At 52.2% G+C, this 22,725-nt stretch carries 21 protein-coding genes; 16 read left to right on the top strand and 5 right to left on the bottom strand.

Annotated elements, in window-relative coordinates; all coding sequences use genetic code 11:
- Nucleotides 1-8: 8 nt before the first annotated feature.
- Complete coding sequence (gene envC / locus ACQG19_RS00730; RefSeq protein WP_246932297.1) at nt 9-1,268, top strand: murein hydrolase activator EnvC; 1,260 nt, start codon at nt 9-11, stop codon at nt 1,266-1,268.
- Nucleotides 1,269-1,271: 3 nt separating this feature from the next.
- Nucleotides 1,272-2,204: a divergent polysaccharide deacetylase family protein gene (locus ACQG19_RS00725; protein WP_246932257.1), complete on the top strand. Its 933-nt coding sequence runs from the start codon at nt 1,272-1,274 to the stop codon at nt 2,202-2,204.
- 11 nt (nt 2,205-2,215) lie between these two features.
- Here ACQG19_RS00725 and ACQG19_RS00720 read toward each other — a convergent pair whose 3' ends face one another.
- Complete coding sequence (locus ACQG19_RS00720) at nt 2,216-3,016, bottom strand: glycosyltransferase family 2 protein (RefSeq protein ID WP_246932258.1); 801 nt, start codon at nt 3,014-3,016, stop codon at nt 2,216-2,218.
- A 206-nt stretch (nt 3,017-3,222) separates the two neighbouring features.
- Between ACQG19_RS00720 and ACQG19_RS00715 the strand changes: the two genes are divergently transcribed.
- On the top strand, nt 3,223-4,428 hold the full coding sequence (locus ACQG19_RS00715) for a glycosyltransferase (protein WP_246932299.1): 1,206 nt from the start codon (nt 3,223-3,225) through the stop codon (nt 4,426-4,428).
- 15 nt (nt 4,429-4,443) lie between these two features.
- A complete protein-coding gene (locus tag ACQG19_RS00710; protein ID WP_102752290.1) occupies nt 4,444-5,358 on the top strand; it encodes a hypothetical protein in 915 nt (304 codons plus the stop codon).
- A gap of 71 nt (nt 5,359-5,429) precedes the next feature.
- Here the strand turns inward: ACQG19_RS00710 and ACQG19_RS00705 are convergent, their stop codons facing one another.
- The 3 genes from ACQG19_RS00705 to kbl all read right to left on the bottom strand — a co-directional run bounded on the left by ACQG19_RS00705 (nt 5,430) and on the right by kbl (nt 9,406).
- Nucleotides 5,430-7,010, bottom strand: coding sequence for a phosphoethanolamine transferase (locus ACQG19_RS00705; RefSeq protein WP_246932259.1), 1,581 nt, complete (start codon nt 7,008-7,010; stop codon nt 5,430-5,432).
- Between the two features lie 164 nt (nt 7,011-7,174).
- Nucleotides 7,175-8,200 (bottom strand): L-threonine 3-dehydrogenase, encoded by a 1,026-nt coding sequence (gene tdh / locus ACQG19_RS00700; protein ID WP_029881902.1) that lies wholly within the window; start codon nt 8,198-8,200, stop codon nt 7,175-7,177.
- 9 nt (nt 8,201-8,209) lie between these two features.
- A complete protein-coding gene (gene kbl / locus ACQG19_RS00695; RefSeq protein WP_246932260.1) occupies nt 8,210-9,406 on the bottom strand; it encodes a glycine C-acetyltransferase in 1,197 nt (398 codons plus the stop codon).
- A gap of 215 nt (nt 9,407-9,621) precedes the next feature.
- Here kbl and rfaD point away from each other — a divergent pair, with 215 nt between their 5' ends.
- The 5 genes from rfaD to ACQG19_RS00670 are packed head-to-tail and all read left to right on the top strand — an operon-like array spanning nt 9,622 to nt 14,618.
- Complete coding sequence (gene rfaD / locus ACQG19_RS00690) at nt 9,622-10,554, top strand: ADP-glyceromanno-heptose 6-epimerase (protein WP_013094908.1); 933 nt, start codon at nt 9,622-9,624, stop codon at nt 10,552-10,554.
- Nucleotides 10,555-10,556: 2 nt separating this feature from the next.
- Complete coding sequence (gene rfaF / locus ACQG19_RS00685; RefSeq protein WP_040021004.1) at nt 10,557-11,603, top strand: ADP-heptose--LPS heptosyltransferase RfaF; 1,047 nt, start codon at nt 10,557-10,559, stop codon at nt 11,601-11,603.
- Nucleotides 11,604-11,606: 3 nt separating this feature from the next.
- A complete protein-coding gene (rfaC, locus tag ACQG19_RS00680; protein WP_246932261.1) occupies nt 11,607-12,590 on the top strand; it encodes a lipopolysaccharide heptosyltransferase RfaC in 984 nt (327 codons plus the stop codon).
- Between the two features lie 3 nt (nt 12,591-12,593).
- A complete protein-coding gene (locus ACQG19_RS00675) occupies nt 12,594-13,703 on the top strand; it encodes a glycosyltransferase family 9 protein (protein ID WP_013094905.1) in 1,110 nt (369 codons plus the stop codon).
- Nucleotides 13,704-13,709: 6 nt separating this feature from the next.
- Nucleotides 13,710-14,618: a glycosyltransferase family 2 protein gene (locus tag ACQG19_RS00670; protein WP_246932262.1), complete on the top strand. Its 909-nt coding sequence runs from the start codon at nt 13,710-13,712 to the stop codon at nt 14,616-14,618.
- 105 nt (nt 14,619-14,723) lie between these two features.
- On the opposite strand, the gene ACQG19_RS00665 is transcribed toward ACQG19_RS00670, so the two are convergent.
- A complete protein-coding gene (locus ACQG19_RS00665; RefSeq protein WP_013094902.1) occupies nt 14,724-15,680 on the bottom strand; it encodes a polysaccharide deacetylase family protein in 957 nt (318 codons plus the stop codon).
- Between the two features lie 150 nt (nt 15,681-15,830).
- Here ACQG19_RS00665 and rfaQ point away from each other — a divergent pair, with 150 nt between their 5' ends.
- The 7 genes from rfaQ to coaD all read left to right on the top strand — a co-directional run bounded on the left by rfaQ (nt 15,831) and on the right by coaD (nt 22,723).
- Nucleotides 15,831-16,901 carry a putative lipopolysaccharide heptosyltransferase III gene (gene rfaQ / locus ACQG19_RS00660; RefSeq protein ID WP_222168979.1) on the top strand — a complete coding sequence of 357 codons (1,071 nt, stop codon included), beginning with the start codon at nt 15,831-15,833 and terminating at the stop codon, nt 16,899-16,901.
- Nucleotides 16,898-18,025, top strand: a complete 1,128-nt coding sequence (locus ACQG19_RS00655; RefSeq protein WP_222168980.1) for a glycosyltransferase family 4 protein — start codon at nt 16,898-16,900, stop codon at nt 18,023-18,025. The genes rfaQ and ACQG19_RS00655 overlap by 4 nt, the downstream gene beginning before the upstream one ends.
- A 2-nt stretch (nt 18,026-18,027) precedes the next feature.
- The gene (locus ACQG19_RS00650; protein WP_029881896.1) at nt 18,028-19,128 is read left to right on the top strand and encodes a glycosyltransferase; all 1,101 of its coding nucleotides are present in this window, start codon (nt 18,028-18,030) and stop codon (nt 19,126-19,128) included.
- Nucleotides 19,129-19,139: 11 nt separating this feature from the next.
- Nucleotides 19,140-20,129 (top strand): glycosyltransferase, encoded by a 990-nt coding sequence (locus ACQG19_RS00645; protein ID WP_246932263.1) that lies wholly within the window; start codon nt 19,140-19,142, stop codon nt 20,127-20,129.
- 66 nt (nt 20,130-20,195) lie between these two features.
- The gene (gene waaA / locus ACQG19_RS00640) at nt 20,196-21,470 is read left to right on the top strand and encodes a lipid IV(A) 3-deoxy-D-manno-octulosonic acid transferase (RefSeq protein WP_013094897.1); all 1,275 of its coding nucleotides are present in this window, start codon (nt 20,196-20,198) and stop codon (nt 21,468-21,470) included.
- Nucleotides 21,470-22,240, top strand: coding sequence for a glycosyltransferase family 2 protein (locus ACQG19_RS00635; protein ID WP_038418342.1), 771 nt, complete (start codon nt 21,470-21,472; stop codon nt 22,238-22,240). Before waaA ends, ACQG19_RS00635 begins: the two co-directional genes overlap by 1 nt.
- A 3-nt stretch (nt 22,241-22,243) precedes the next feature.
- On the top strand, nt 22,244-22,723 hold the full coding sequence (coaD, locus tag ACQG19_RS00630) for a pantetheine-phosphate adenylyltransferase (RefSeq protein ID WP_013094895.1): 480 nt from the start codon (nt 22,244-22,246) through the stop codon (nt 22,721-22,723).
- Nucleotides 22,724-22,725: the final 2 nt, after the last annotated feature.

Here is a 22,725-nt window from a genome sequence, read left to right as displayed (position 1 = left end):
TTTTTTCAATCACATGGGTCGTGAAACCGCTTAGGTTATCAATCAGACCTCTGTTTTACGCCAGCGCACTCAGCGCTGGCGTATTGCTGTGCGCCGCATCCGCCCACGCGGATGATCGCGACCAGCTGAAATCCATTCAGGCCGATATCGCCGCCAAAGAGCGTGCGGTACGTCAGCAGCAACAGCAACGCGCGTCGCTGCTTGCTCAGCTTAAGCAGCAGGAAGAGGCGATCTCCGCCGCCGCACGTAAGCTCCGCGAAACACAAAACACCCTCTCCCAGTTGAATAAACAGATCGACGAGATGAACGCGTCGATTGCCAAGCTGGAACGTCAGCGCGATGCGCAGGAACGTAATCTTGCGGCGCAACTTGACGCCGCATTCCGCCAGGGTGAACACACCGGCCTTCAGCTGATCCTCAGCGGTGAAGAGAGCCAGCGCGGTCAGCGCCTGCAGGCCTATTTCGGCTATCTGAACCAGGCGCGTCAGGAGACTATCGCGCAGCTAAAACAGACGCGCGAAGAGGTCACCACGCAAAAAGCCGAGCTGGAAGAGAAGCAGAGCCAGCAGCAGACGCTGCTCTACGAACAGCAGGCCCAGCAGGCAAAGCTCGAGCAGGCTCGCAACGAACGTAAGAAAACCCTTTCCGGGCTTGAATCCTCCATTCAGGCTGGTCAGAGCCAGTTGAGCGAAATGCGCGCCAACGAATCGAAGCTGCGTAACAGCATCGCCCGAGCGGAGGCCGCGGCAAAAGCCCGCGCTGAAAAAGAGGCTCGCGAGGCGCAGGCCGTTCGCGATAAGCAGCAGGAAGCCTCCCGTAAAGGCACGACCTATAAACCAAGCGAAAGCGAACGCTCATTGATGTCACGAACCGGTGGCCTGGGCTCCCCTCGCGGTCAGGCTTACTGGCCCGTTCGCGGTACAATTCTGCATCGTTATGGCGAACAGCTGCAGGGTGAACTACGTTGGAAAGGGATAGTTATCGGTGCGTCTGAAGGTAGCGAAGTGAAAGCCATCGCCGATGGCCGCGTGATCCTGGCCGACTGGCTGCAGGGTTACGGGCTTGTGGTAGTGGTTGAGCACGGTAAAGGCGACATGAGCCTCTACGGTTACAACCAGAGCGCACTGGTCAGCGTTGGCACTCAGGTGCGCGCGGGTCAACCCATCGCCCTTGTGGGCAGCAGTGGCGGTCAGGGCCGCCCGTCACTCTATTTCGAAATTCGTCGCCAGGGTCAGGCGGTCAATCCACAGCCGTGGTTGGGAAGATAAGTTTTGCTTCAATTTCGTCGAATTGTTCTCTCCGTCGCCAGCGCACTGGCGCTGGTCGCACCGGTATACGCCGGTAAACTCGCCATTGTGATTGATGACTTCGGTTATCGTCCGCACTATGAAAATCAGGTGCTGGCGATGCCGGCAGCCATTTCTGTCGCCGTCCTCCCGAATGCGCCACACGCGCGTGAGATGGCGACCAAGGCCCACAACAGCGGCCACCAGGTATTGATCCATCTGCCGATGGCCCCCATCAGCAAACAACCGCTGGAAAAAGATACTCTGCGCCCTGAGATGAGCAGCGATGAGATCGATCGCATTATCCGCGACGCTTACAACAAAGTGCCGTATGCCGTGGGGTTAAACAACCATATGGGCAGCGCGATGACATCCAGCCTGTACGGGATGCTCAAAGTGATGCAGGCGCTGGAGCGTTACAACCTCTACTTCCTCGACAGCATGACCATCGGCAACAGTCAGGCGATGCGTGCCGCGCAGGGAACGGGGGTGAAGGTGATTAAGCGCAAGGTGTTCCTTGACGATACGCAGAACGAAGCGGACATTCGCGTGCAGTTTAATCGCGCTGTGCAGCTGGCCCGCCGCAATGGCTCCGCGATTGCCATCGGCCACCCGCATCCGTCGACCGTTCGCGTCCTGCAGCAAATGCTGCCGACCTTGCCTTCGGATATCACGCTGGTCCGCCCGAGCGATCTCCTGAACGAACCACAGGTTGATACGTCGACGCCGAACCAGGGGAAACCAGGGTTATCAACGCCGCGTAACCCGTTCCGCGGCGTAAAACGCTGTGTGCCGAAACAAGCCCCTGAACCGGTTTATGCGACCCGGTTCTTCTCTGTGATTGGTGAAAGCATGAGTCAGAGTACGCTGGTGCAATATTTTCAACATCAGTGGCAAGGCTGGGGTAAGAAAGCCTGATCGGCTAACGCTTATTCTGTAATGTGAGAGTCCGTTTGCTCTTTTGTAACGGGCTCTTTTCTTTCCTGATATTGATACCAGGCTTTGAAATACTTCAAAAAACTGTAGGCCGTGGCATACAAGCCTGTTGCTGCCCCCACTCTTCCCTGACGCCAGGCACCACTGAACAGATACCATTTGAAAAAGGCGCCGATGGCGCTGATCACACCTCGACCGATAGAGGGGCGTATCGTTTGATATTGAACCAGGCGGGTTGTATAACCATTCAATTTGCTAAAAAGTTCATGCAATGTGTGAAATGTATCATGTCTGACGTAACCGGGAATGCGTTCAGAGTGGCGAAAACCTTCTACCTTATCGTCTACGGGTCTGTTATTAAATCGTGCCTGCTTACGGTTAAAAAGTCGTACCGGGAAATCAGGAGAAGAGACAGGATATAATGTTCGGACTTTTTCGCCCAAAACATACCAGTGACGACATATCCGCCATGCCATTTCAGGATCGGGTTCGTCACCCCTTTTTAATTTTAAAATAGCATCAACAGTGTCTGAATCGAGAATTTCATCACTGTCGATGCACAGGACCCAGTCATGACTCGCTAATGACACGGCATGGTTCATCTGCTCGCCATGCCAGCCATATTTTTTGTAGACCGGCGACAAACCATAACTCTGGCAAATATGTAGTGTATTATCTGTGCTTCCGGAATCAACAATGACGATTTCATCCGCTATTTTTAAAAGAGGCGGAATTACGTCACGTAACAACCTTTCTGAGTTGAAAGTTAATAAGCAGACCGTTATTTTAAACATTTTTCCACTCACTCAATAACAGCATAAATTTTTTCATTAATACTATCTAAATGAGAAGAGACGATTAAAGTCTTAAATCACACTTTTAAAATAATCGTGTTTGAAAATTTATCTTACAGAAAAAACTATCACAATAGAAAAATCTATTTTATTTCAGCAGATTCTTTATAATGCGGTCAGATCAAGGGTAGCACATGGATTCAGACATGCCGCAAAAACGTAAAATCCTCCTCCTGGACACAGGCAAAGAATGGGGGGGAGGCACCAACAGTATGCTTGAGCTTCTGAAGCGAATTGATCGCGACAAATTCGACATTACTTGTTGTTTTTACAACGATTATAGTCGTGCTGGTGGTCAAACCATAGGCCAGGTGCTAAACAGCATTGGGATCCCGCTGATCGTCATTCCTCAACATAAGCAACCGGCATGGGCAAAATTGTTGAAAGAAGCAGGACGTGGTCTGCTGTTTTTCTCGCGCAATGCCCGTAAAGCGTTTACACGACACGTCGATACTCTGTGGCGTATCAGGCCCAATGTCAGCAAAATCGAAACGCTTTTCTCGCATGGTGGTTTCGATACGCTCTATATGAATAACCAACCTGGCTCGAACGAGGAAGGTTATCTCGCGGCGGCGAAACTACAGGCGCGATTAATTCAGCACTGCCGTATTGAACCTGTTCTGTCCCCACCACTGGTGAAACTGGTCAATGCGCATGCCACAAAGATCATCGCGGTCTCGCATGGCGTTGAACAGGTGCTGCTGCAGCATGGTATCCGACCCGATCTGTGTACGACCGTTAACAATGCCATCGACATCTACCAGCCTTTACCGGATCGCCGCGCAATGCGTCAGCGACTGGGCATAGATGACGAGACCTTTGTGTTTGGCAGCATTGGCTCATTGATCCCACGTAAAGCTAACCATCATACGCTTGAAGCACTGGCGCAGTTCAGTCTGAAGCATCCTGAGGCGAAGTGGAAAATGGTGCTGGTCGGTGAAGGCCCTGAGCGTGATGCGTTAGCAGCACAGGCCCAAAATCTGGGTATTGCAAGTCACGTGATCTTCACTGGTTTTCAGAATACCCCTTTTGATTACCTCGCCACGTTTGACGCATTTATCCTCGCCTCTAAAAGTGAAGGCCTTCCTCGCGTAGTGCTGGAAGCGATGCTACTTAATATCCCCGTTATTGGATCCCAGGTGACCGGCACAGGTGAACTCATTGACCATGCCTCTACCGGGTTGCTTTTCCCCTGGAGCGATGTTTCACAACTAGCGCAACATCTGGATAGTATCTGGACGGATGCTAACCTGCGGGCTCGACTGGCTGCAGCAGCCAGGCAAAATGTTTGTCGTAACTATGCCATTGAAAAGTATGTCAGCGGTGTCGAAGCCGTGCTTGGCGCGCAATAAACTAACGAGATAAATATGTTTAAATTTCTTAACGCTCGCTATCGTCATATCACCGGGCGGCACAATATTCCTTACAGCTCTCTTCACCTGACGGGCGAACTGCCTACGGTTGATTCAATTGTCATTCCCTGTACCGGTGCAGATTTCGTCGAAGAAGCATTACTCTCTGCCACTTTCGCGGAGCGCTATGCCACCGGGATTAGCGAAATAGTCATCGTCAGCGATCAGCCAGAGTCAGCCTTTGGTACATTGCCGCCTAAAACCCGCATAGTGACGCTTAGCCTTCCGGTCCGTGAGGAAAATTATCGTTATAAGCAGATCTACCTCAGCCGCCTGATAAAACTTAACGCCCCGCTACAGGCGCGCGGTGAAGGTGTATTGATGATCGATTCCGACCTCAATCTGCTAAAAATGCCAGAGATTAAAATCGCGGATATGCACCTTTACTCAAGCTTCCGCCAGGGGAAAATGATTGCCAAACTGGACGGTGCACCGGTTGAAAAAGTGCCAGCGTATTATAAAGATATGGTACGGCCGTATCTGGTTGACCATGTTAACAGTGCCTTCCTTGCGGCTACCAAAAAGACCTGGCGTCGTATTTGCCCATTGTGGCTGGCGCTATTTCAGGATACCTGGGAACTCATGGACGACAGTCAGCCCCCAACTGACCAGTTGCCGCTCACTGCCCTACTGGACATGCTGGATTTAAAAACCGTCAACCTGGGGGACTGGGTAAACTGGCCTGTTTCCAAAAAAATTGGCGGACAGGAAGCCGTAATTCCAAAAGAGGTGATTGGCGCTCATGGCGGTTTCCCTCTCTCCGAATGGCAGAAATATATAAAGTCAGCAGATAATAAATTACTGTTCAAAGGTCAAGATTATACCCGCAAAGTGCGGTATTTGACTGACGAAGAGAAAAAGAACCAGTAAATAAAAGGGGCCTCAGGCCCCTTTTATTATTTTACGTCACCTTGATGTGCAGTAGATATCACACGTCCAGGCTAACGTATATTGCTCCAGTAATAGGTCTTACCTGTGGTATCCAGTACTGAGACATTCTTATCGTAACCGGCAAGCCATGAGTGTACCGACTGGACAGGTTGACCCTGACGATGGATCCCCAACCACAATTCAGCAAGCGTGTTCACATCATCAGCAGACCAGACGGTGTAATAGTCTCCTGTGTATTGCCTGGCTTTATCAACCTGTTGCCCATACCAGATAAACATAGGGATGTGCAGAGCCTCTCGTGGAGGGTTCACGTTTCCGTGAGAATAAACGACAGCGCGTTGCGGATCACGAATCAAACCATGATCGGAAAAATACATAACCGAAGAACGCGAGTTGGCCAGCATGCTAAACATCTTGCCCATCAATGTGTCTGTATACCGTACCGAGTTGTCATAACAGTCATCCGCCTCATTACTACCATGTAACACCGCCTGGTTTGCCGGAAAGCGCGTACAGGATGGTTCATGGCTGCCGTATAAATGCAAGACGATCACTTTTTTACCCGGGGTTTTTAATGCATTCTGCAGCAGAGGTAGAAGATCTTCATCGTAACCGCCTTCGAGCCATTCATGCTTTTTCGTATTCATGGCAATCCCGGTGATGACGTTGTTATGCGCCCCGCCTTTACCCTGATGACTAAACCAATAAGTTTCATAGCCTGCTTTATTGGCAATATTAATAATATTATCACCATATTTTTTCGGATCGCGAATATTCACTTTACCAGCGGTCATGGCCAACGGTACGGCCATAATCGTAACCGGCGCTGGCGCTACAGCATTACGGAACAGCAAGAGCTGCGATTTCTGCTTTTCCAGCTCTGGTGTAGTATCTCGTTGATAACCATAGATGCCCATATTCGCCGCTCGCTCAGACTCACCGATAACCAGTACGTAGTTCTCAATACCGGTATCCGAAAGCGTGAGTTTGTAATCAGGAATGTTGTTACCGATATTGGCAATGACCGCGTTATCTTCAAAAGCCTGCATAAAAACTTTTGCCGTACTGACTGGTGTCGCCTGAACCACGCGCTGCGCCAGACTTTCGACGCTGCTTTTCCTGAGCTGGTGCTGTAGTGCCTGGCCATAGAAAGCCAACAACGTCACGCCAAGCACAATGGCAGGCCAGCGACGAAATCGCGGTGCAACGGGCCATGCACCCGTATTTGCGGTATAAATAAAAAAAGCAGAGAGTGTGATAAAAATAATACATTCACGCCAGTACACGCTGAGCATTGAACTTGCTTCATCCGGTGTGGTGTGGATTATGCTCATTGCAAACCCATAACTAAACGCAGAATCGAAATTTCTCCATGCATATAGCTGGAGAGAAATATCTGCCGCAACTGGAATGAGAAGTACAATCGCCAGTACATTGCGTATTAATTTATTATCTATGCACTTGAGCATCAACAACATCAATAAAAAAACAAACGATCTGTTAATTACCAAATTATAGCGGGCATGTAAAATATTTACAGCCATAAGTATTAAAAGAGAAATCGCCAGATTTAAAAAAGAGGTAAACCGTGAAGTTGTATCAACCAGCTTCAGCGAAAGGTGCGTGGACATAATGTTTTGACAAGCCTGACAGTGTCTTCCTGACGTAATTATTATTAATAAACGCGTGGAGAAGAAAGATTGGTATTTTATTGAAAAGTAACAAGAAAATTCCGAAAAGTCAAACTACCATAATTAGCACTGGCACCCGTTTATACGGGTGCCAGCTGGCAGGTTTAATCCCAGCTCAAAATAACTTTCCCGGACTGGCCCGAACGCATCGCGTCAAAGCCTTTCTGGAAATCATCAACGGAGAAACGATGTGTAATAATCGGGGACAGATCCAGGCCAGACTGAATTAATGCCGCCATCTTATACCAGGTTTCGAACATTTCACGGCCATAGATGCCTTTAATGAACAGCCCTTTGAAGATAACTTTATTCCAGTCGATAGACATATCCGACGGCGGAATACCCAGCATCGCAATACGACCGCCGTGGTTCATGGTATCCAGCATGGTACGGAACGCCGGTGGTGCGCCGGACATCTCCAGACCCACATCAAACCCTTCGGTCATGCCCAGCTCTTCCATCACATCGGCCAGGCTCTCTTTAGAGACATCCACCGCACGGGTGACGCCCATCTTGCGGGCCAGCGACAGACGGTATTCGTTCACGTCGGTAATCACTACATTACGCGCACCCACGTGCTTCGCCACCGCTGCGGCCATTATCCCGATAGGGCCCGCGCCGGAGACCAGCACGTCTTCACCCACCAGGTCGAAAGAGAGCGCCGTATGTACCGCGTTGCCGAACGGGTCAAAGATGGAGGCCAGATCGTCAGAAATGTTGTCCGGAATTTTGAACGCGTTAAAGGCCGGGATCACCAGGTACTCGGCAAAGCAGCCCGGACGGTTCACGCCCACGCCAATAGTATTACGGCACAGGTGCGTACGCCCACCGCGGCAGTTACGGCAGTGGCCGCAGGTGATGTGTCCTTCACCGGAGACGCGGTCGCCAATGTTAAAACCTTTCACTTCCTGACCAATCCCAACCACTTCACCAACGTATTCGTGGCCGACAACCATGGGTACCGGAATGGTTTTTTGCGACCACTGATCCCAGTTGTAGATATGAACGTCAGTGCCGCAAATGGCGGTTTTACGAATTTTGATCAGCAGATCGTTATGACCGACTTCCGGCTCCGGCACGTCGGTCATCCAAATCCCTTCTTCCGCTTTCAGTTTGGATAACGCTTTCATCACACGTCCTCAGGCAATTACGCCCAGCTGTTTACCGATGCGGGTAAAGGCTTCCACCGCACGTTCAATTTGTTCAGGCGAATGCGCCGCGGACATCTGGGTGCGGATACGCGCCTGGCCTTTTGGTACGACCGGGAAGAAGAACCCGGTCACGTAAATGCCTTCTTTTTGCAGCTCACGGGCAAAGTTCTGCGCCACGACGGCATCACCCAGCATGACCGGGATAATGGCGTGGTCAGCACCGGCCAGGGTAAACCCTGCCGCACTCATTTTTTCGCGGAACAGGCGCGCGTTGGACCACAGACGGTCGCGCAGTTCAGCCCCGGATTCCACCATCTCCAGCACTTTGATGGAGGCGGCAACAATGGCCGGCGCGAGGGAGTTGGAGAACAGGTACGGACGGGAGCGCTGGCGCAGCCACTCCACCACCTCTTTACGCGCAGCGGTATAACCGCCAGACGCGCCACCAAGCGCTTTACCCAGCGTACCGGTGATGATGTCCAAGCGGCCCATCACGTCACAGTATTCATGCGAGCCACGGCCGTTTTCACCCACAAAACCGACCGCGTGCGAGTCATCGACCATCACCAGCGCATCGTATTTATCCGCCAGGTCGCACACGCCCTTCAGGTTGGCGATCACGCCATCCATAGAGAACACGCCGTCGGTGGCGATGAGCACATGGCGAGCACCCGCTTCACGCGCCTCTTTCAGGCGTGCTTCCAGTTCAACCATATCGTTGTTGGCATAGCGGAAACGCTTCGCTTTACACAGGCGCACACCATCAATGATGGAAGCGTGATTAAGGGCGTCGGAGATAATGGCATCTTCTGCACCCAGCAGCGTCTCAAACAGACCGCCGTTGGCGTCGAAGCAGGAGGAGTACAGAATTGCGTCTTCCATGCCTAAGAAGTTCGCCAGCTTTTTCTCAAGCTGCTTGTGACTGTCCTGCGTGCCGCAGATAAAGCGTACGGAGGCCATACCAAAACCGTGGGTGTCCATACCGCTTTTCGCCGCAGCAATCAGCTCAGGGTGATTCGCAAGACCTAAGTAGTTGTTCGCACAAAAGTTGATCACGTGGCTGCCATCGGCAACGGTGATGTCCGCCTGCTGAGCAGACGTGATAATACGCTCTTCTTTAAACAACCCTTCCGCACGCGCGGTCTCAAGGTCGCTGTTTAACTGTTTGTAAAAATCACCACGCATTGCAATTCTCCAGACTCGGCAAATTTCGGCACATATTACCCAAACCTATAGTTCATGACGAGATGACACATTATCTCTTCTCGTTTTTGCAGCATAAATCACGTGTACCCTTGCGCTATGTCGGTGAATGGCTGAAGGGCAGCCATACTAATGATATGATAGAACCATTAGCGTCCGGGATTGTCCCCGGACTCCACACTTCAAAGGTTACAGTTATGATCATCGTTACCGGCGGCGCGGGCTTTATCGGCAGCAATATTGTTAAAGCTCTCAATGACAAAGGCATCACCGACATCCTGGTGGTTGACAACCTGAAAGACGGCACCAAGTTCGTCAACCTGGTGGATCTGAACATCGCTGACTACATGGATAAAGAAGACTTCCTTATCCAGATTATGGCAGGTGAAGAGTTCGGCGAGATCGAAGCCATCTTCCACGAAGGGGCATGCTCCTCCACCACCGAGTGGGATGGTAAGTACATGATGGATAATAACTATCAGTACTCTAAAGAGCTGCTTCACTACTGTCTGGAGCGTGAAATTCCGTTCCTGTATGCCTCTTCGGCGGCCACCTACGGCGGACGTACCTCTGATTTCATTGAATCCCGCGAATATGAACAGCCGTTGAACGTCTACGGTTACTCCAAGTTCCTTTTCGACGAATATGTGCGTCAGGTGTTGCCAGAAGCGAACTCCCAGATCGTTGGTTTCCGCTACTTCAACGTCTACGGGCCGCGCGAAGGCCACAAAGGCAGCATGGCGAGCGTGGCGTTCCATCTGAACACTCAGCTGAATAACGGCGAAAGTCCAAAACTGTTCGAAGGCAGCGACGGCTTTAAGCGTGACTTCGTCTACGTAGGCGACGTTGCCGCCGTGAACCTGTGGTTCTGGGAAAATGGGGTATCCGGTATTTTCAACCTTGGCACCGGCCGCGCGGAGTCTTTCCAGGCCGTGGCTGACGCAACGCTGGCGTATCACAAGAAAGGCAGCATTGAGTACATTCCTTTCCCGGACAAACTGAAAGGCCGCTACCAGGCATTCACCCAGGCCGATCTGACTAACCTGCGCGCAGCGGGTTATGACAAGCCGTTCAAGACCGTTGCCGAAGGCGTAACGGAATATATGGCCTGGCTGAACCGCGACGCGTAAGTATGAGAATTCTGGTGATCGGCCCGTCATGGGTGGGCGACATGATGATGTCGCAAAGTCTCTATCGCACGCTCAAGGCGCGTTATCCCCAGGCGATAATCGACGTGATGGCACCCGCATGGTGCCGTCCATTGTTATCGCGTATGCCGGAAGTGAATGAAGCCATCCCAATGCCGCTCGGCCACGGGGCGCTGGAGATTGGCGAACGTCGTAAACTCGGCCACAGTCTACGCGAGAAGCGTTATGACCGTGCTTACGTGTTACCCAATTCGTTTAAATCCGCGCTTGTTCCCTTCTTCGCCGGTGTGCCGCACCGTACCGGCTGGCGCGGTGAGATGCGCTACGGTCTGCTGAATGACGCACGCGTGCTGGATAAAGAGGCCTGGCCATTAATGGTGGAGCGCTATGTGGCGCTGGCCTACGACAAGGGCGTGATGCGCAGCGCAAAAGATCTGCCGCAGCCGCTGCTATGGCCACAGCTACAGGTCAGCGAGGGTGAAAAATCCCAGACCTGTAACGCGTTTGGTCTTTCCTCTGAACGGCCAATGATTGGCTTCTGCCCGGGCGCAGAATTCGGCCCGGCAAAACGCTGGCCGCACTATCACTACGCAGAGCTGGCAAAGCAGTTGATTGACGAAGGTTATCAGATCGTTCTGTTCGGCTCAGCCAAAGACCACGAGGCGGGGAACGAAATTCTTGCAGCCCTCAGCACAGAACAGCAGGCCTGGTGCCGCAACCTGGCCGGGGAAACCCAGCTTGAGCAGGCGGTGATTTTACTTGCTGCCTGTAAAGCCGTAGTCACCAACGACTCCGGGCTGATGCACGTCGCCGCCGCGCTCAACCGCCCGCTGATTGCGTTGTACGGTCCAAGTAGCCCGGACTTCACGCCGCCGCTCTCAAATAAGGCGCGCGTTATTCGTCTGATCACGGGTTACCATAAGGTGCGTAAAGGCGATGCCGCGCAAGGTTATCACCAGAGCCTGATCGACATCACGCCGCAGCGCGTTCTCGAAGAACTCAACGAACTGCTGCTGAGCGAAGAAGGATAACGAATGCGGGTATTGATCGTTAAAACCTCTTCGATGGGTGATGTGCTGCATACGCTTCCGTCGCTGACGGACGCCATGCGGGCCATTCCTGGCATTCGTTTTGACTGGGTGGTGGAAGAGGGTTTCGCGCAGATCCCTACCTGGCACGAAGCGGTCGACCGCGTGATCCCGGTGGCCATCCGCCGCTGGCGTAAAGCGTGGTTTTCCACACCGATTAAAGCCGAGCGCAAAGCCTTCCGCGATGCGGTGCAGGCGCAGCATTACGACGCCATTATCGACGCGCAGGGGCTGGTCAAAAGCGCCGCGCTGGTCACGCGCCTGGCACACGGTGTAAAGCACGGCATGGACTGGCAAACCGCCCGCGAACCACTCGCCAGCCTGTTCTATAACCGTCGTCACCATATTGCAAAGCAGCAGCACGCAGTGGAACGCACCCGCGAGCTGTTCGCAAAAAGCCTCGGTTACACAAAGCCGGAAACGCAGGGTGATTACGCGATTTCGCAGCATTTTCTGCGTGATGCAGAGAAGCCTGCGCAGCCCTGGCTGGTCTTCCTGCATGCCACAACGCGCGATGATAAGCACTGGCCGGAAACGCACTGGCGAAGACTCATTGAACTAATGCAACCTGCCGGCATCCATATTAAACTGCCGTGGGGTGCTGAACATGAGCGCCAGCGTGCTGAACGTCTGGCAGCCGGTTTTTCGCACGTCGAGGTTTTACCTAAACTCACGCTGGCGCAAGTTGCTGCAGAGCTGGCCGGAGCTAAAGCTGTCGTTTCCGTTGATACGGGTTTAAGCCATTTAACCGCGGCGCTGGATCGTCCAAACATCACGATTTTTGGCCCGACCGATCCCGGTTTGATTGGGGGTTACGGTAAAAACCAGCATCAAATGGTCAGCCCGACTCAACAAACGAGGGACATTAGCGCAGATGCCATTTTTTCATTTTTACAGGACAGCCACTGGCTTTCCGACAGGGATATCTAACGAATGAGTTACGTATTTCTGCTGATTTTACTCCTTCCGGTGAAGCTTATCCGGAAGCTGTTCCGCAAAGATACAGGTAAAAACCTGGTCATTCAGACAGCCAAAATCGGTGATTTTGTTAATGCGACGCCCCTGCTGGCATACCTGCAAAAAAGTGATGTGCTCATCAGTCGCAGCGTAGGTGCGCTGGCGAAGCATGACGAAACGATCGAAGAGATTTTTTTTATCGAGCAGCATAAGCGTAGCCTGTGGCGTAAGCTCAGCTTTGCCTGCCGCATCATGAACCGCTACGACAACGTCTATCTTCTGCAACCCAACAGCGTAAATCTGTTTTTTGCCGCCGTCTGTAATGCCAAAAACAAACAATTTTTAAGCATTTACACCCGCAGATGGTATCACGGGATTTTCTATCTCACCGCCGACGGTACCGTTGAGCACGGCAAAAAAACGCTATCAGTGACCAATTACCTGAAGCTGGCCGACCGTTCGTTGACGTGGCAGGACTCGCCCAAGCACGCCACAAAGCCGCTGTTCAAACCGGCGACCTACCCGGCAATTCTCGACAAACCTGATGTGATCCGCATCGGCATCAGCATTGCCGCAGGTAATAAAGCCAAAACGGTGCCGCCGGTCATCTGGAAGCGAATTATTGATCGTCTCGCCGACCTGCCCTGCGAGTTTTATGTGTTTGGCGCCCCTGATGAACAGTCGTGGCTGGACGATATCACCCGTGCTTACGGTGATATTCCTAATGTCGTTAACCTCATCGGCAAAATCCCTCTCGAAGATCTTCCGTGGGCGATTTCCAGGATGGATTGTTATATCGCGTCTGATTCAGGCAATGTCTATATTGCCGATGCAGTAGATGTACCCGTAGTGCTGCTGTTTGGCCCATGCTGCCACTATGAACAACGCCCACTTGGAAATGTGATGCTGATAGGGAACGACGACAATATTTGTTCTTATGTTTTTGAGACTAAATACTATTTCTCGCAAGACAGGGAAGAACTCTTTGCTGTAACAGACGAATCCTTAAACGAACTCGAACGTTTCATTTGCGCGTTACCAAAAGCTACCGCAACCCCATATACCTTTGATGCCCTGGGAAACTAATTTTTTATGGCTTTTCTAAGCATCATTATTGCTGCACATAACGCCGAAGATACCCTTCACACAACGTTAGAAAGCCTGCACAATGCCATCGATAATGCGGGCGACGATGTTGAGGTGATTATCTTTAACGACAGCTCCGATGATTCCACGCAAGATATTATTGAGACGTGGTTGCCAGCGTTTCCGAATGTGCACTCCCGGCACGTTCAGTTTCGTAATGTAGGCCTTGTTCGCAACAGCGCATTCTCTCTGGCATCAGGTGACTACATTACGATGCTGGATAGTGATGACCGACTGAAACCGGGTAGCATCAGGGACGCTGTAGCATTCCTCAAGACAGAGCGTCCTGATATGCTGCTGACGCGCCTGCTAGAAATTCGTGATATCAAAAAAATCACCCCCCACTGGCAAGGATTTTCTCCCGTTGCGTTGTCGCAACGGGAGGCTATAAAACGTTTCCTGCTGCATAAAGATTTCCAGGCACATCTCATTGGTCAATTCATTCATCGCAAGTTATACGAAAGTAATCCGATTCCTTCGATGGTGTGTTATGAGGATTTTGCGGTATTCCCTGGCATGTTGATGCAATCGAGTAAAATAGCCTATCAACGTCGCGGGCACTATTACTACATCAAGCGTAGCGACAGTTTGTCGAGCAAACTCGACGCGAGCAAAATCAAGACGCTTGTGGAATGCACATTGTTGATGGAAAAAACATTCCCGCAGCCGTTTCAACATCTCATAAATTGTCATTGGTTTGATATTTACAGTAATCATCGGCTACATCTGACCGACCAGCATTTCCAGCTCGTTAAACAACGGGTAAAAGCACTTTATTCTCTCTCATTTTTCTTATCCAGCGATGTTCGCTTCAGCTATAAAAAAAGGGTTATTGAGGCATTATGGAAAAAATAAAATTGCGACTCTATCGAGTGACGCTAATTTTGAGCCTTATTTCGTTGTCTTCGACATTACTTATTGTTAGTAACAGCGTTAATCATAATGCCCGCGATGCGGGCATTAATTTTTCTTGTATTGATAAAACTCCGCCAACGTCATCCCTACCGTCTTGTCGGATAACCAGCTAAAGAGCACTTCCAGATCCTGATACAACCCTTCAATCGCCGCCTCATCTTTAAACGTAGGACTTCCGCCCGGCATAAATTCAGAGGAATGCAGCATAAACTCCACGTAGTCATGTCCCTGAGACAGGCATTGCTGTGCGACCTGAATCATCTGCGACGCATTACCACCGGACGGTCTCAACCAGTTTACGGACGGTGATCGATATTTACCGCGCAGGCGATCGTAGCCCTGTTTGACGGTGTTCAACCAGGCCGGATGCTTATACTGGATGCTCATCGGCACTTCGAGTAAGGGGCTATTGCCCGCTCGTGAGATATCGTCTGTATCAATAAAGTAGGCGTGGTCTGGAAAGTGCTGATAATTGGTTCCGCCATTCCCCTGCGGTGCACCTTTCGCGTTACGCCAGTTCACGCGCGGCGTAACAGAGCAATCAACCTGGTAGCCCAGTTCGATCAGCAGTCTGGCGTAACGGCTATCAAAGGCCCAGCGCCCGGCGCGATGGCTTAACATTTTGGTCTGGAAGGTCTCTTCCAGCAGACGGGTCATGAACAACACTTTCTCGCGCATCACCTCATCTGAAAATTCAATCAAATACGGCTGCCAGCGCCAGTCATCTCCGGTGAGATCGTGTTCAGGAGGGCTATTCCACGCGTGAAGGTGCATCCCGACTTCACCCTGACCGCGGGCGATCACATCTTTGGCAAACTCAATGAAAACCGGCTCAATCGCCATCTCATAATTTGTCAGCCATACGGGTTTGAAACCGAAACGCTCACAAAGCGTCTGGAATCGCGCCAGATAGCGCGCATTCTCCGTTTTAATGACGCGGTGATTTTGCCAGAGATTATCGCCTTCAGTATCAATCGTGATGATAAACGCTGGTTTTTTCATAATGAGTCCGCAAGACAGGAAAGTTAGCGCTATGTTACGCACTCACCGAAGCATGAGTAAACCCTTCCAGGGAATTTCCTGAGATTATGGAGAAAGAGTGCAAGTCGCTATCAGGTCTATTAGAATTGCCAACAGTACAACGCCAATAAGATGATGATGAATAACTTACCTGACACGCCTGATTTGCGCATTTTACTTATCAAACTCCGCCATCATGGCGACATGTTACTGACCACTCCCGTCATTGATTCGTTACGTCAAAAATGGCCGCAGGCACAGATTGATGTGCTGTTGTATGAAGAAACCCGCGATATGCTCGCCGCACACCCGGCGATCGGTACTGTTTACGGGATCGACCGTAAATGGAAGCAGCTGGGCACGCTGAAACATCTGCAAAAAGAGTGGCAGTTGCTCTGTGCGTTAAGGAAACAGCATTATCACCTGGTGATTAATCTTGCCGATCAGTGGCGCAGCGCTATCGTTACCCGTTTCACCGGCGCACCGGTACGACTCGGGTTCGCTTTTAACAAGCGCAACAACGCATTCTGGCGGTTTTGCCATAGCGATTTGGTCTCTGTGGCCGGGCACAACGCGCTGCACACTGTCGAACAGAACCTCTCTATTTTGTCGCCATTACCGGTCACAGCTCAACCTGCCGTAACCATGGCCTACCATGCTGAAGACTGGCACGAGGCTCACCAAAAGTTGATGCAAAACGGTGTGGGAGACAACTACATCGTGATTCAGCCTACGTCGCGCTGGTTCTTTAAATGTTGGGACGAAGGCAAAATGGCGCAAACCATCACGGCGCTGCAGCAGGATGGCCACACTGTCGTCCTCACCGCCGGGCCGGATAAAAAAGAGCTGGCGATGATCGATCGCATTCTCGCCGCCTCGCCAGATACGGGGGTCGTCTCGCTGGCAGGTCAACTCACGTTGCGTCAACTGGCTTCGCTTATCGATCATGCGTCTCTGTTTATTGGCGTTGACTCCGTTCCGATGCATATGGCCGCTGCGCTTCAGACCCCCTGTGTGGCATTGTTTGGCCCATCAAAACTTACCTTCTGGTCACCCTGGCAGGTTAATGGGGAAGTCATCTGGGCAGGTGATTACGGCCCACTGCCCGATCCAGACGCCATTGATACCAAAACAAAAGAACGCTATCTCGACGCCATTCCCGTTGATGCTGTCATCTCCGCCGCAAGGAGATATCTGTCATGAAACACCATCGCCTGGCGATTGTTCGCCAAAAGTATCGCCCGGATGGCGGGGCAGAACGCTTCGTGTCTCGCGCCCTTACCGCGCTGAGCAACCAAAATCTCGAGCTCAACGTCATCACGCGCGAATGGCAGGGTGAGAAGCAGGACGACTGGCATATTCATATTTGCGATCCGCGCAAATGGGGCCGCATCAGCCGCGAGCGCGGGTTTGCGCATGCCGCACGTGCGCTCTGGCAGCAGCAGCAGTTTGATATTGTGCAAAGCCACGAGCGCATTCCGGGCTGTGACATTTATCGTGCAGGCGACGGCGTACACCGACGCTGGCTCCTGCAGCGCGCACGCATTCTGCCTGCCTGGCGTGCAAAACTGCTGATGCATGATCGCTATCACCGCTATGTGATGAATGCCGAACGTGAAATGTACCAGGCGCCGGAGTTAAAGGCGGTTATCTGTAATGCGGAGATGATCAAGCGCGAAATCGTCGAAGACTTTGATATTGACGCAAAAAAAATACATGTGATTTATAATTCAATTGATTCCACCCGTTTCGTTCCGGCAGAAGAGGCACAACGTATTGCATTGCGTCAGCAGTTTGGTTTGCCGACCGATGCCGTCATTTTCTGCTTCGTAGGGTCAGGATTTGAACGAAAAGGATTGGCCAGCGCTATACGCGCCGTTGCGGGTACTGCGGCATGGCTGATTGTGGTTGGGCAGGATAAAGCAGAACGTCGCTATCGCGACATCGCCCGTTCATTAGGCTGCGAGGGGCAAATCCGTTTTCTGGGAATGCAAAAAGAGACGCTGCCATTTTATCAGCTATCTGATGGTTTACTGCTACCAACGCTGTATGATCCTTTCCCTAACGTCATTCTTGAAGCGATGGCCTGCGGTTTGCCGGTCATTACATCAGAGAGTTGCGGTGGGGCAGAATTTATTCAGCAAGGCCAGAACGGATTTTACTGTGACGCACTTGATATCAGCACCCTGAAGGAGGCGGTAGCGGCCACCCCTTCGCTGGAAAAAAATAACGATATGGGACGAGCGGCACGTGAACGTGTAAAAGACGCCACCCCCGAAAAACTGTCAAGTCAGCTTATTTCGCTTTATCAAAAATTACTGGATTAAAAATGCGCATCCTAATGATTATTGATGGTTTACCCGGTGGAGGAGCTGAAAAAACGGTTCTTACACTCTCCAGCGGATTAACAGAGATGGGGCATCAGGTCTCTCTCTTCTCGCTGCGGAAAGTGTGCGACTACGCCATTCCGGAAGGCATCGATTATCAGGTCGTTCAGGATACCTGCAAAAAACCGTGGCGGAAGCTAACGGAGATCCCACGCCGCGCCAGGCTGCTGGATCAGGCTATCGAGCGGGCTGAGCGCAGCGGCAAATTTGATGTGGTGTTCTCGCATCTGCACAAAACTGACCGCATCGTGGCACACTGCCGCGCCCTGGAGCGCGATAAAGTGTGGTTCTGCGTGCATGGCATGTTCTCATTCTCCTACCTTCGCCATCGCCGTGGGCTTTCACGCTGGTTTAAACACACTAAGATTCGCCATACCTACGAAAACCGCAACGTGGTCGCCGTCTCCGGCGCCGTGTTGAAAGATCTTTCAGAAACGCTGGCCCTGAATCTCCGACGCACGGCGGTAATCCATAATCCTTTTGATATTCCTGAAATCCAGCGTCTGGCGGACGCCCCCTTTGAGATGCAGGGAAAGGATTACATCATTCACGTCGGCCGCTTCCATGAACACAAGCGCCACGATCGCCTGCTACGGGCGTTCGCGCTGAGTCAGCTCAATACCACGCTGGTTATGATGGGCAATGGCTCTGAGGCTAAAATTCAAAAGCTTAAGCAGCTTGCCCGCGAACTGGGCATTGAAGACAAAACGGTTTTCCGTCCGTTCGAACCTAATCCTTATCCCTGGATTAAAGGGGCACGCCTTTTAGTGTTAAGTTCTGACTGCGAAGGTTTTGGTAATGTGCTGGTTGAATCCATTATCTGCCAGACGCCACCCGTCAGTACACATTGTCCAGGTGGCCCCGCCGAAATCCTCAAGGGAGACTTATCCCGCGGTCTGGCAGAGATGAATGACGAGTCTCTGGCAAAAACGCTGGCGGATATTTATACCTCTCCACCGGTCGTTGATCGCGCAACCATTGCATCGTTCGGTATCAAGGCCATTTGCCAGCAATATATTGCTTTGGTCGACAATCAAAAATAATCAGGTTTCTTATGCAAAATTCAGCGCCATTATTAAGCGTGGTGGTAGCCGTTTATAACGGTGAAGCGTTCCTGGATCAGTTCTTTACCTGCCTTGTGGATCAACGCATCGACAGCATGGAAGTCATCATCGTCAATGACGGCTCCACGGACCGTTCGATGCAGATCGTCGAAAACTGGCGCGAAAAGCTGCCGCAGATGCAGGTTATTGAGCAGCAAAATCAGGGCGTATCCATTGCGCGTAATACCGGTCTGGCCGTCGCGACGGGCCAATATCTTTCTTTCCCTGATATTGATGATGTCTTTAAACCCGGCATGTATCAGCACCTGCTTGATATGGCTGTTACGCAACGTCTTGATGTCGCTACCTGTAACGGCAACTACGTCTGGGAAAATAATAAGAAGCCTTCACGCCCTATTTTCCCTGAAGACAAACTGGCATCAACGGGCGTCATGTCCGGCCCTGCATGGCTCAAAAGGGCGCTCGACTCCCGTAAGTTCCTGCACGTGACCTGGCTGAACATCTATCGTCATGACTTTATTCGCGAGCACGGTTTTCACTTTGAACCGGGGCTGCGCCATCAGGATATTCCGTGGACCACAGAAGTACTGCTGGCGGCGGAGCGGGTGCAGTACACCAGTGAACGTTACTACGACTACTACATTCACTCTGCGTCGGTGTCTCATATGCCGGACAATGACGACACGCTCATTCGCTCGGCGCGTCACTACATGAAAATCCTGCAGATGCTCGATGCCATAAATCAGCGCTATCCCGATAAAGTGAAAGGGATCCCTGCTTGCCGCTGGCAAATTGCCAAAGAAGGGCTGGGCATCATTCATACTTTCGACAACATGAAAGATGAGCAGAAAAAGGCATTTATTATCAAAGAGTTTTTCGATAAAGGGATCTGGAAACTCATCTGGAAAAATGCAAAAAGTCCCCGACTGCGCTGGCGACTGGGCCGTCGTTACTTCCGTTTGAAGCGCTATGTGGCATAAGAGATAGCTTTACCTGGCCCAAATGCTTAGAATTTGCCCGCCGAAACTAAAAAGACGGATAATCGCTTGGAATTGTTGTATACCGCCCTGCTCTATATCATTCAGCCACTGGTGTGGCTGAGACTGCTGCTTCGTAGCCGTAAAGCGCCTGCGTACCGAAAACGCTGGGCTGAACGCTATGGCTTCTGTCGCAATAAAGTTGCCCCGGACGGTATTTTGCTGCATTCCGTTTCTGTTGGCGAAACGCTGGCAGCGATCCCGCTGGTTCGCGCCCTGCGTCACCGTTATCCATCGCTGCCGATCACCGTCACGACCATGACCCCGACCGGCTCTGAGCGCGTGATGTCCGCCTTCGGTAAAGACGTGCATCACGTCTATCTGCCCTACGACCTTCCCTGCGCCATGAACCGTTTTCTGGAAACCGTTCGCCCTAAACTGGTGATCGTGATGGAAACCGAGCTGTGGCCGAATATGATTTCCGCTCTGCATGCCCGTAAAATTCCACTGGTGATCGCGAACGCGCGTCTGTCTGAGCGGTCGGCGAAAGGCTACGGCAAGCTGGGGAAATTTATGCGCCGCCTGCTCAGCAAGATCACGCTGATTGCTGCGCAAAACGAAGAAGACGCAGCGCGCTTTATCTCGCTTGGCCTGAAACGCAACCAGCTGGCGGTGACAGGCAGCCTGAAATTCGATATCTCCGTCACGCCTGAACTTGCGGCCCGTGCTATCACACTGCGCCGCCAGTGGGCACCGCGTCGCCAGGTCTGGATTGCGACCAGCACCCATGATGGCGAAGAGGCGATTATCCTGCAGGCGCATCGTAAGCTGCTGGAGAAATTCCCCGATTTGCTGCTGATTCTGGTGCCTCGCCATCCCGAGCGTTTTAAAGACGCCCGTGAAATGGTGCAAAAAGGCGGCTTCAGCTTCACCCTGCGCAGCAGCGGTGAGATCCCCTCCACCAGCACGCAGGTGGTTATTGGCGATACCATGGGTGAGCTGATGCTGCTGTATGGCATCGCTGATCTGGCCTTTGTTGGCGGCAGCCTGGTGGAGCGTGGTGGCCATAACCCGCTGGAACCAGCGGCCCATGCCATTCCCGTGCTGATGGGTCCACATACCTTCAACTTCAAAGATATCTGTGCGAAATTGCAGCAAGCGGAAGGGCTAATTACCGTGACCGATGCGGATTCGGTGGTCAAAGAGGTCTCGACTCTGCTGACCGACGAAGATTACCGCCTGTGGTACGGTCGTCATGCCGTCGAAGTGCTGCATCAGAACCAGGGTGCCCTCACCCGTCTGCTGCAGCTTCTGCAACCTTATCTGCCGCAGCGGAGCCACTAATGTCAACGCGCCTGTCGGTCGTTCTGATCGCCAAAAACGCTGCCGACCTGATTCCGGATTGCCTGGCCTCCGTTGCCTGGGCTGACGAAATTATCCTGCTCGACTCCGGCAGTGAAGACAACACGGCGGACGTTGCCCGCGCAGCGGGTGCAAAAGTCTATACCAACACCGACTGGCAAGGTTATGGCATCCAGCGCCAGCGCGCGCAGGGATATGCCACCGGTGATTATGTACTGATGCTCGACACAGACGAGCGCATCACGCCGGAGCTGCGTCAGGCTATTCAGGCGGTGCTCGCCGCACCAACGCCGGGCACGGTCTACAGCATTGCGCGTCGTAACTATTTCCTTGGCCGTTTTATGCGTCACAGCGGCTGGTACCCCGACCGGGTCACGCGCCTCTACGAGCGCGAGCGGTATCAGTACAATGATAATCTGGTCCATGAATCCCTGGCCTGCGACAGTGCACCAGTCGTCCCTCTGACGGGCGATCTTTTGCACCTGACCTGCCGGGATTTCGCCAGCTTCCAGCGTAAACAGCTCAACTATGCCACCGCCTGGGCACAGGAGCGCCATCAGCGCGGCAAGAAGGCCACGCTGACGGGTATCTTCACCCATACGCTGGGGGCGTTTCTGAAAACGCTGCTGCTGCGTGGCGGCGTGCTGGACGGCAAACAGGGCTGGTTACTGGCCGTAGTAAATGCCCAGTATACTTTCAACAAATACACCGAGCTGTGGGCGCTCAGCCGCGGCTACTCAGAGAAAACGTGAGCCATGAGCACAAAAGCGATTTATCCAGGTACCTTTGATCCGATCACCAATGGTCATCTTGATATCATCACCCGTGCGGCGTGCATGTTCGACAAGGTGATTCTGGCGATTGCTGCCAGCCCCAGTAAAAAACCGATGTTTGACCTGAACGAGCGCGTCGCGCTTGCCACCGAGGCCATTGCGCACCTGCCAAACGTGGAAGTGGTGGGCTTCAGCGATCTGATGGCCAACTTTGCCCGCGCTCAGCAGGCGACGATTCTGATCCGTGGCTTACGCGCGGTGGCAGACTTCGAGTATGAGATGCAGCTGGCGCATATGAATCGTCATTTGATGCCGGAGCTGGAAAGCGTATTTCTGATGCCATCCAAGGAGTGGTCGTTCATCTCTTCCACGCTGGTGAAAGAGGTGGCGCGTCATCACGGGGACGTTACCCATTTCCTGCCGGTTAACGTCCACCAGGCGTTGATGGACAAGCTAAAGTAGCG

It is taken from the genome of Enterobacter cloacae complex sp. 277I4 (assembly GCF_050031465.1).
Classification (GTDB): Bacteria; Pseudomonadota; Gammaproteobacteria; order Enterobacterales; family Enterobacteriaceae; genus Enterobacter; species Enterobacter cloacae.
Note: the sequence above shows the minus strand (reverse complement) of the source record. Positions and strands in the feature narration are given on the sequence as shown.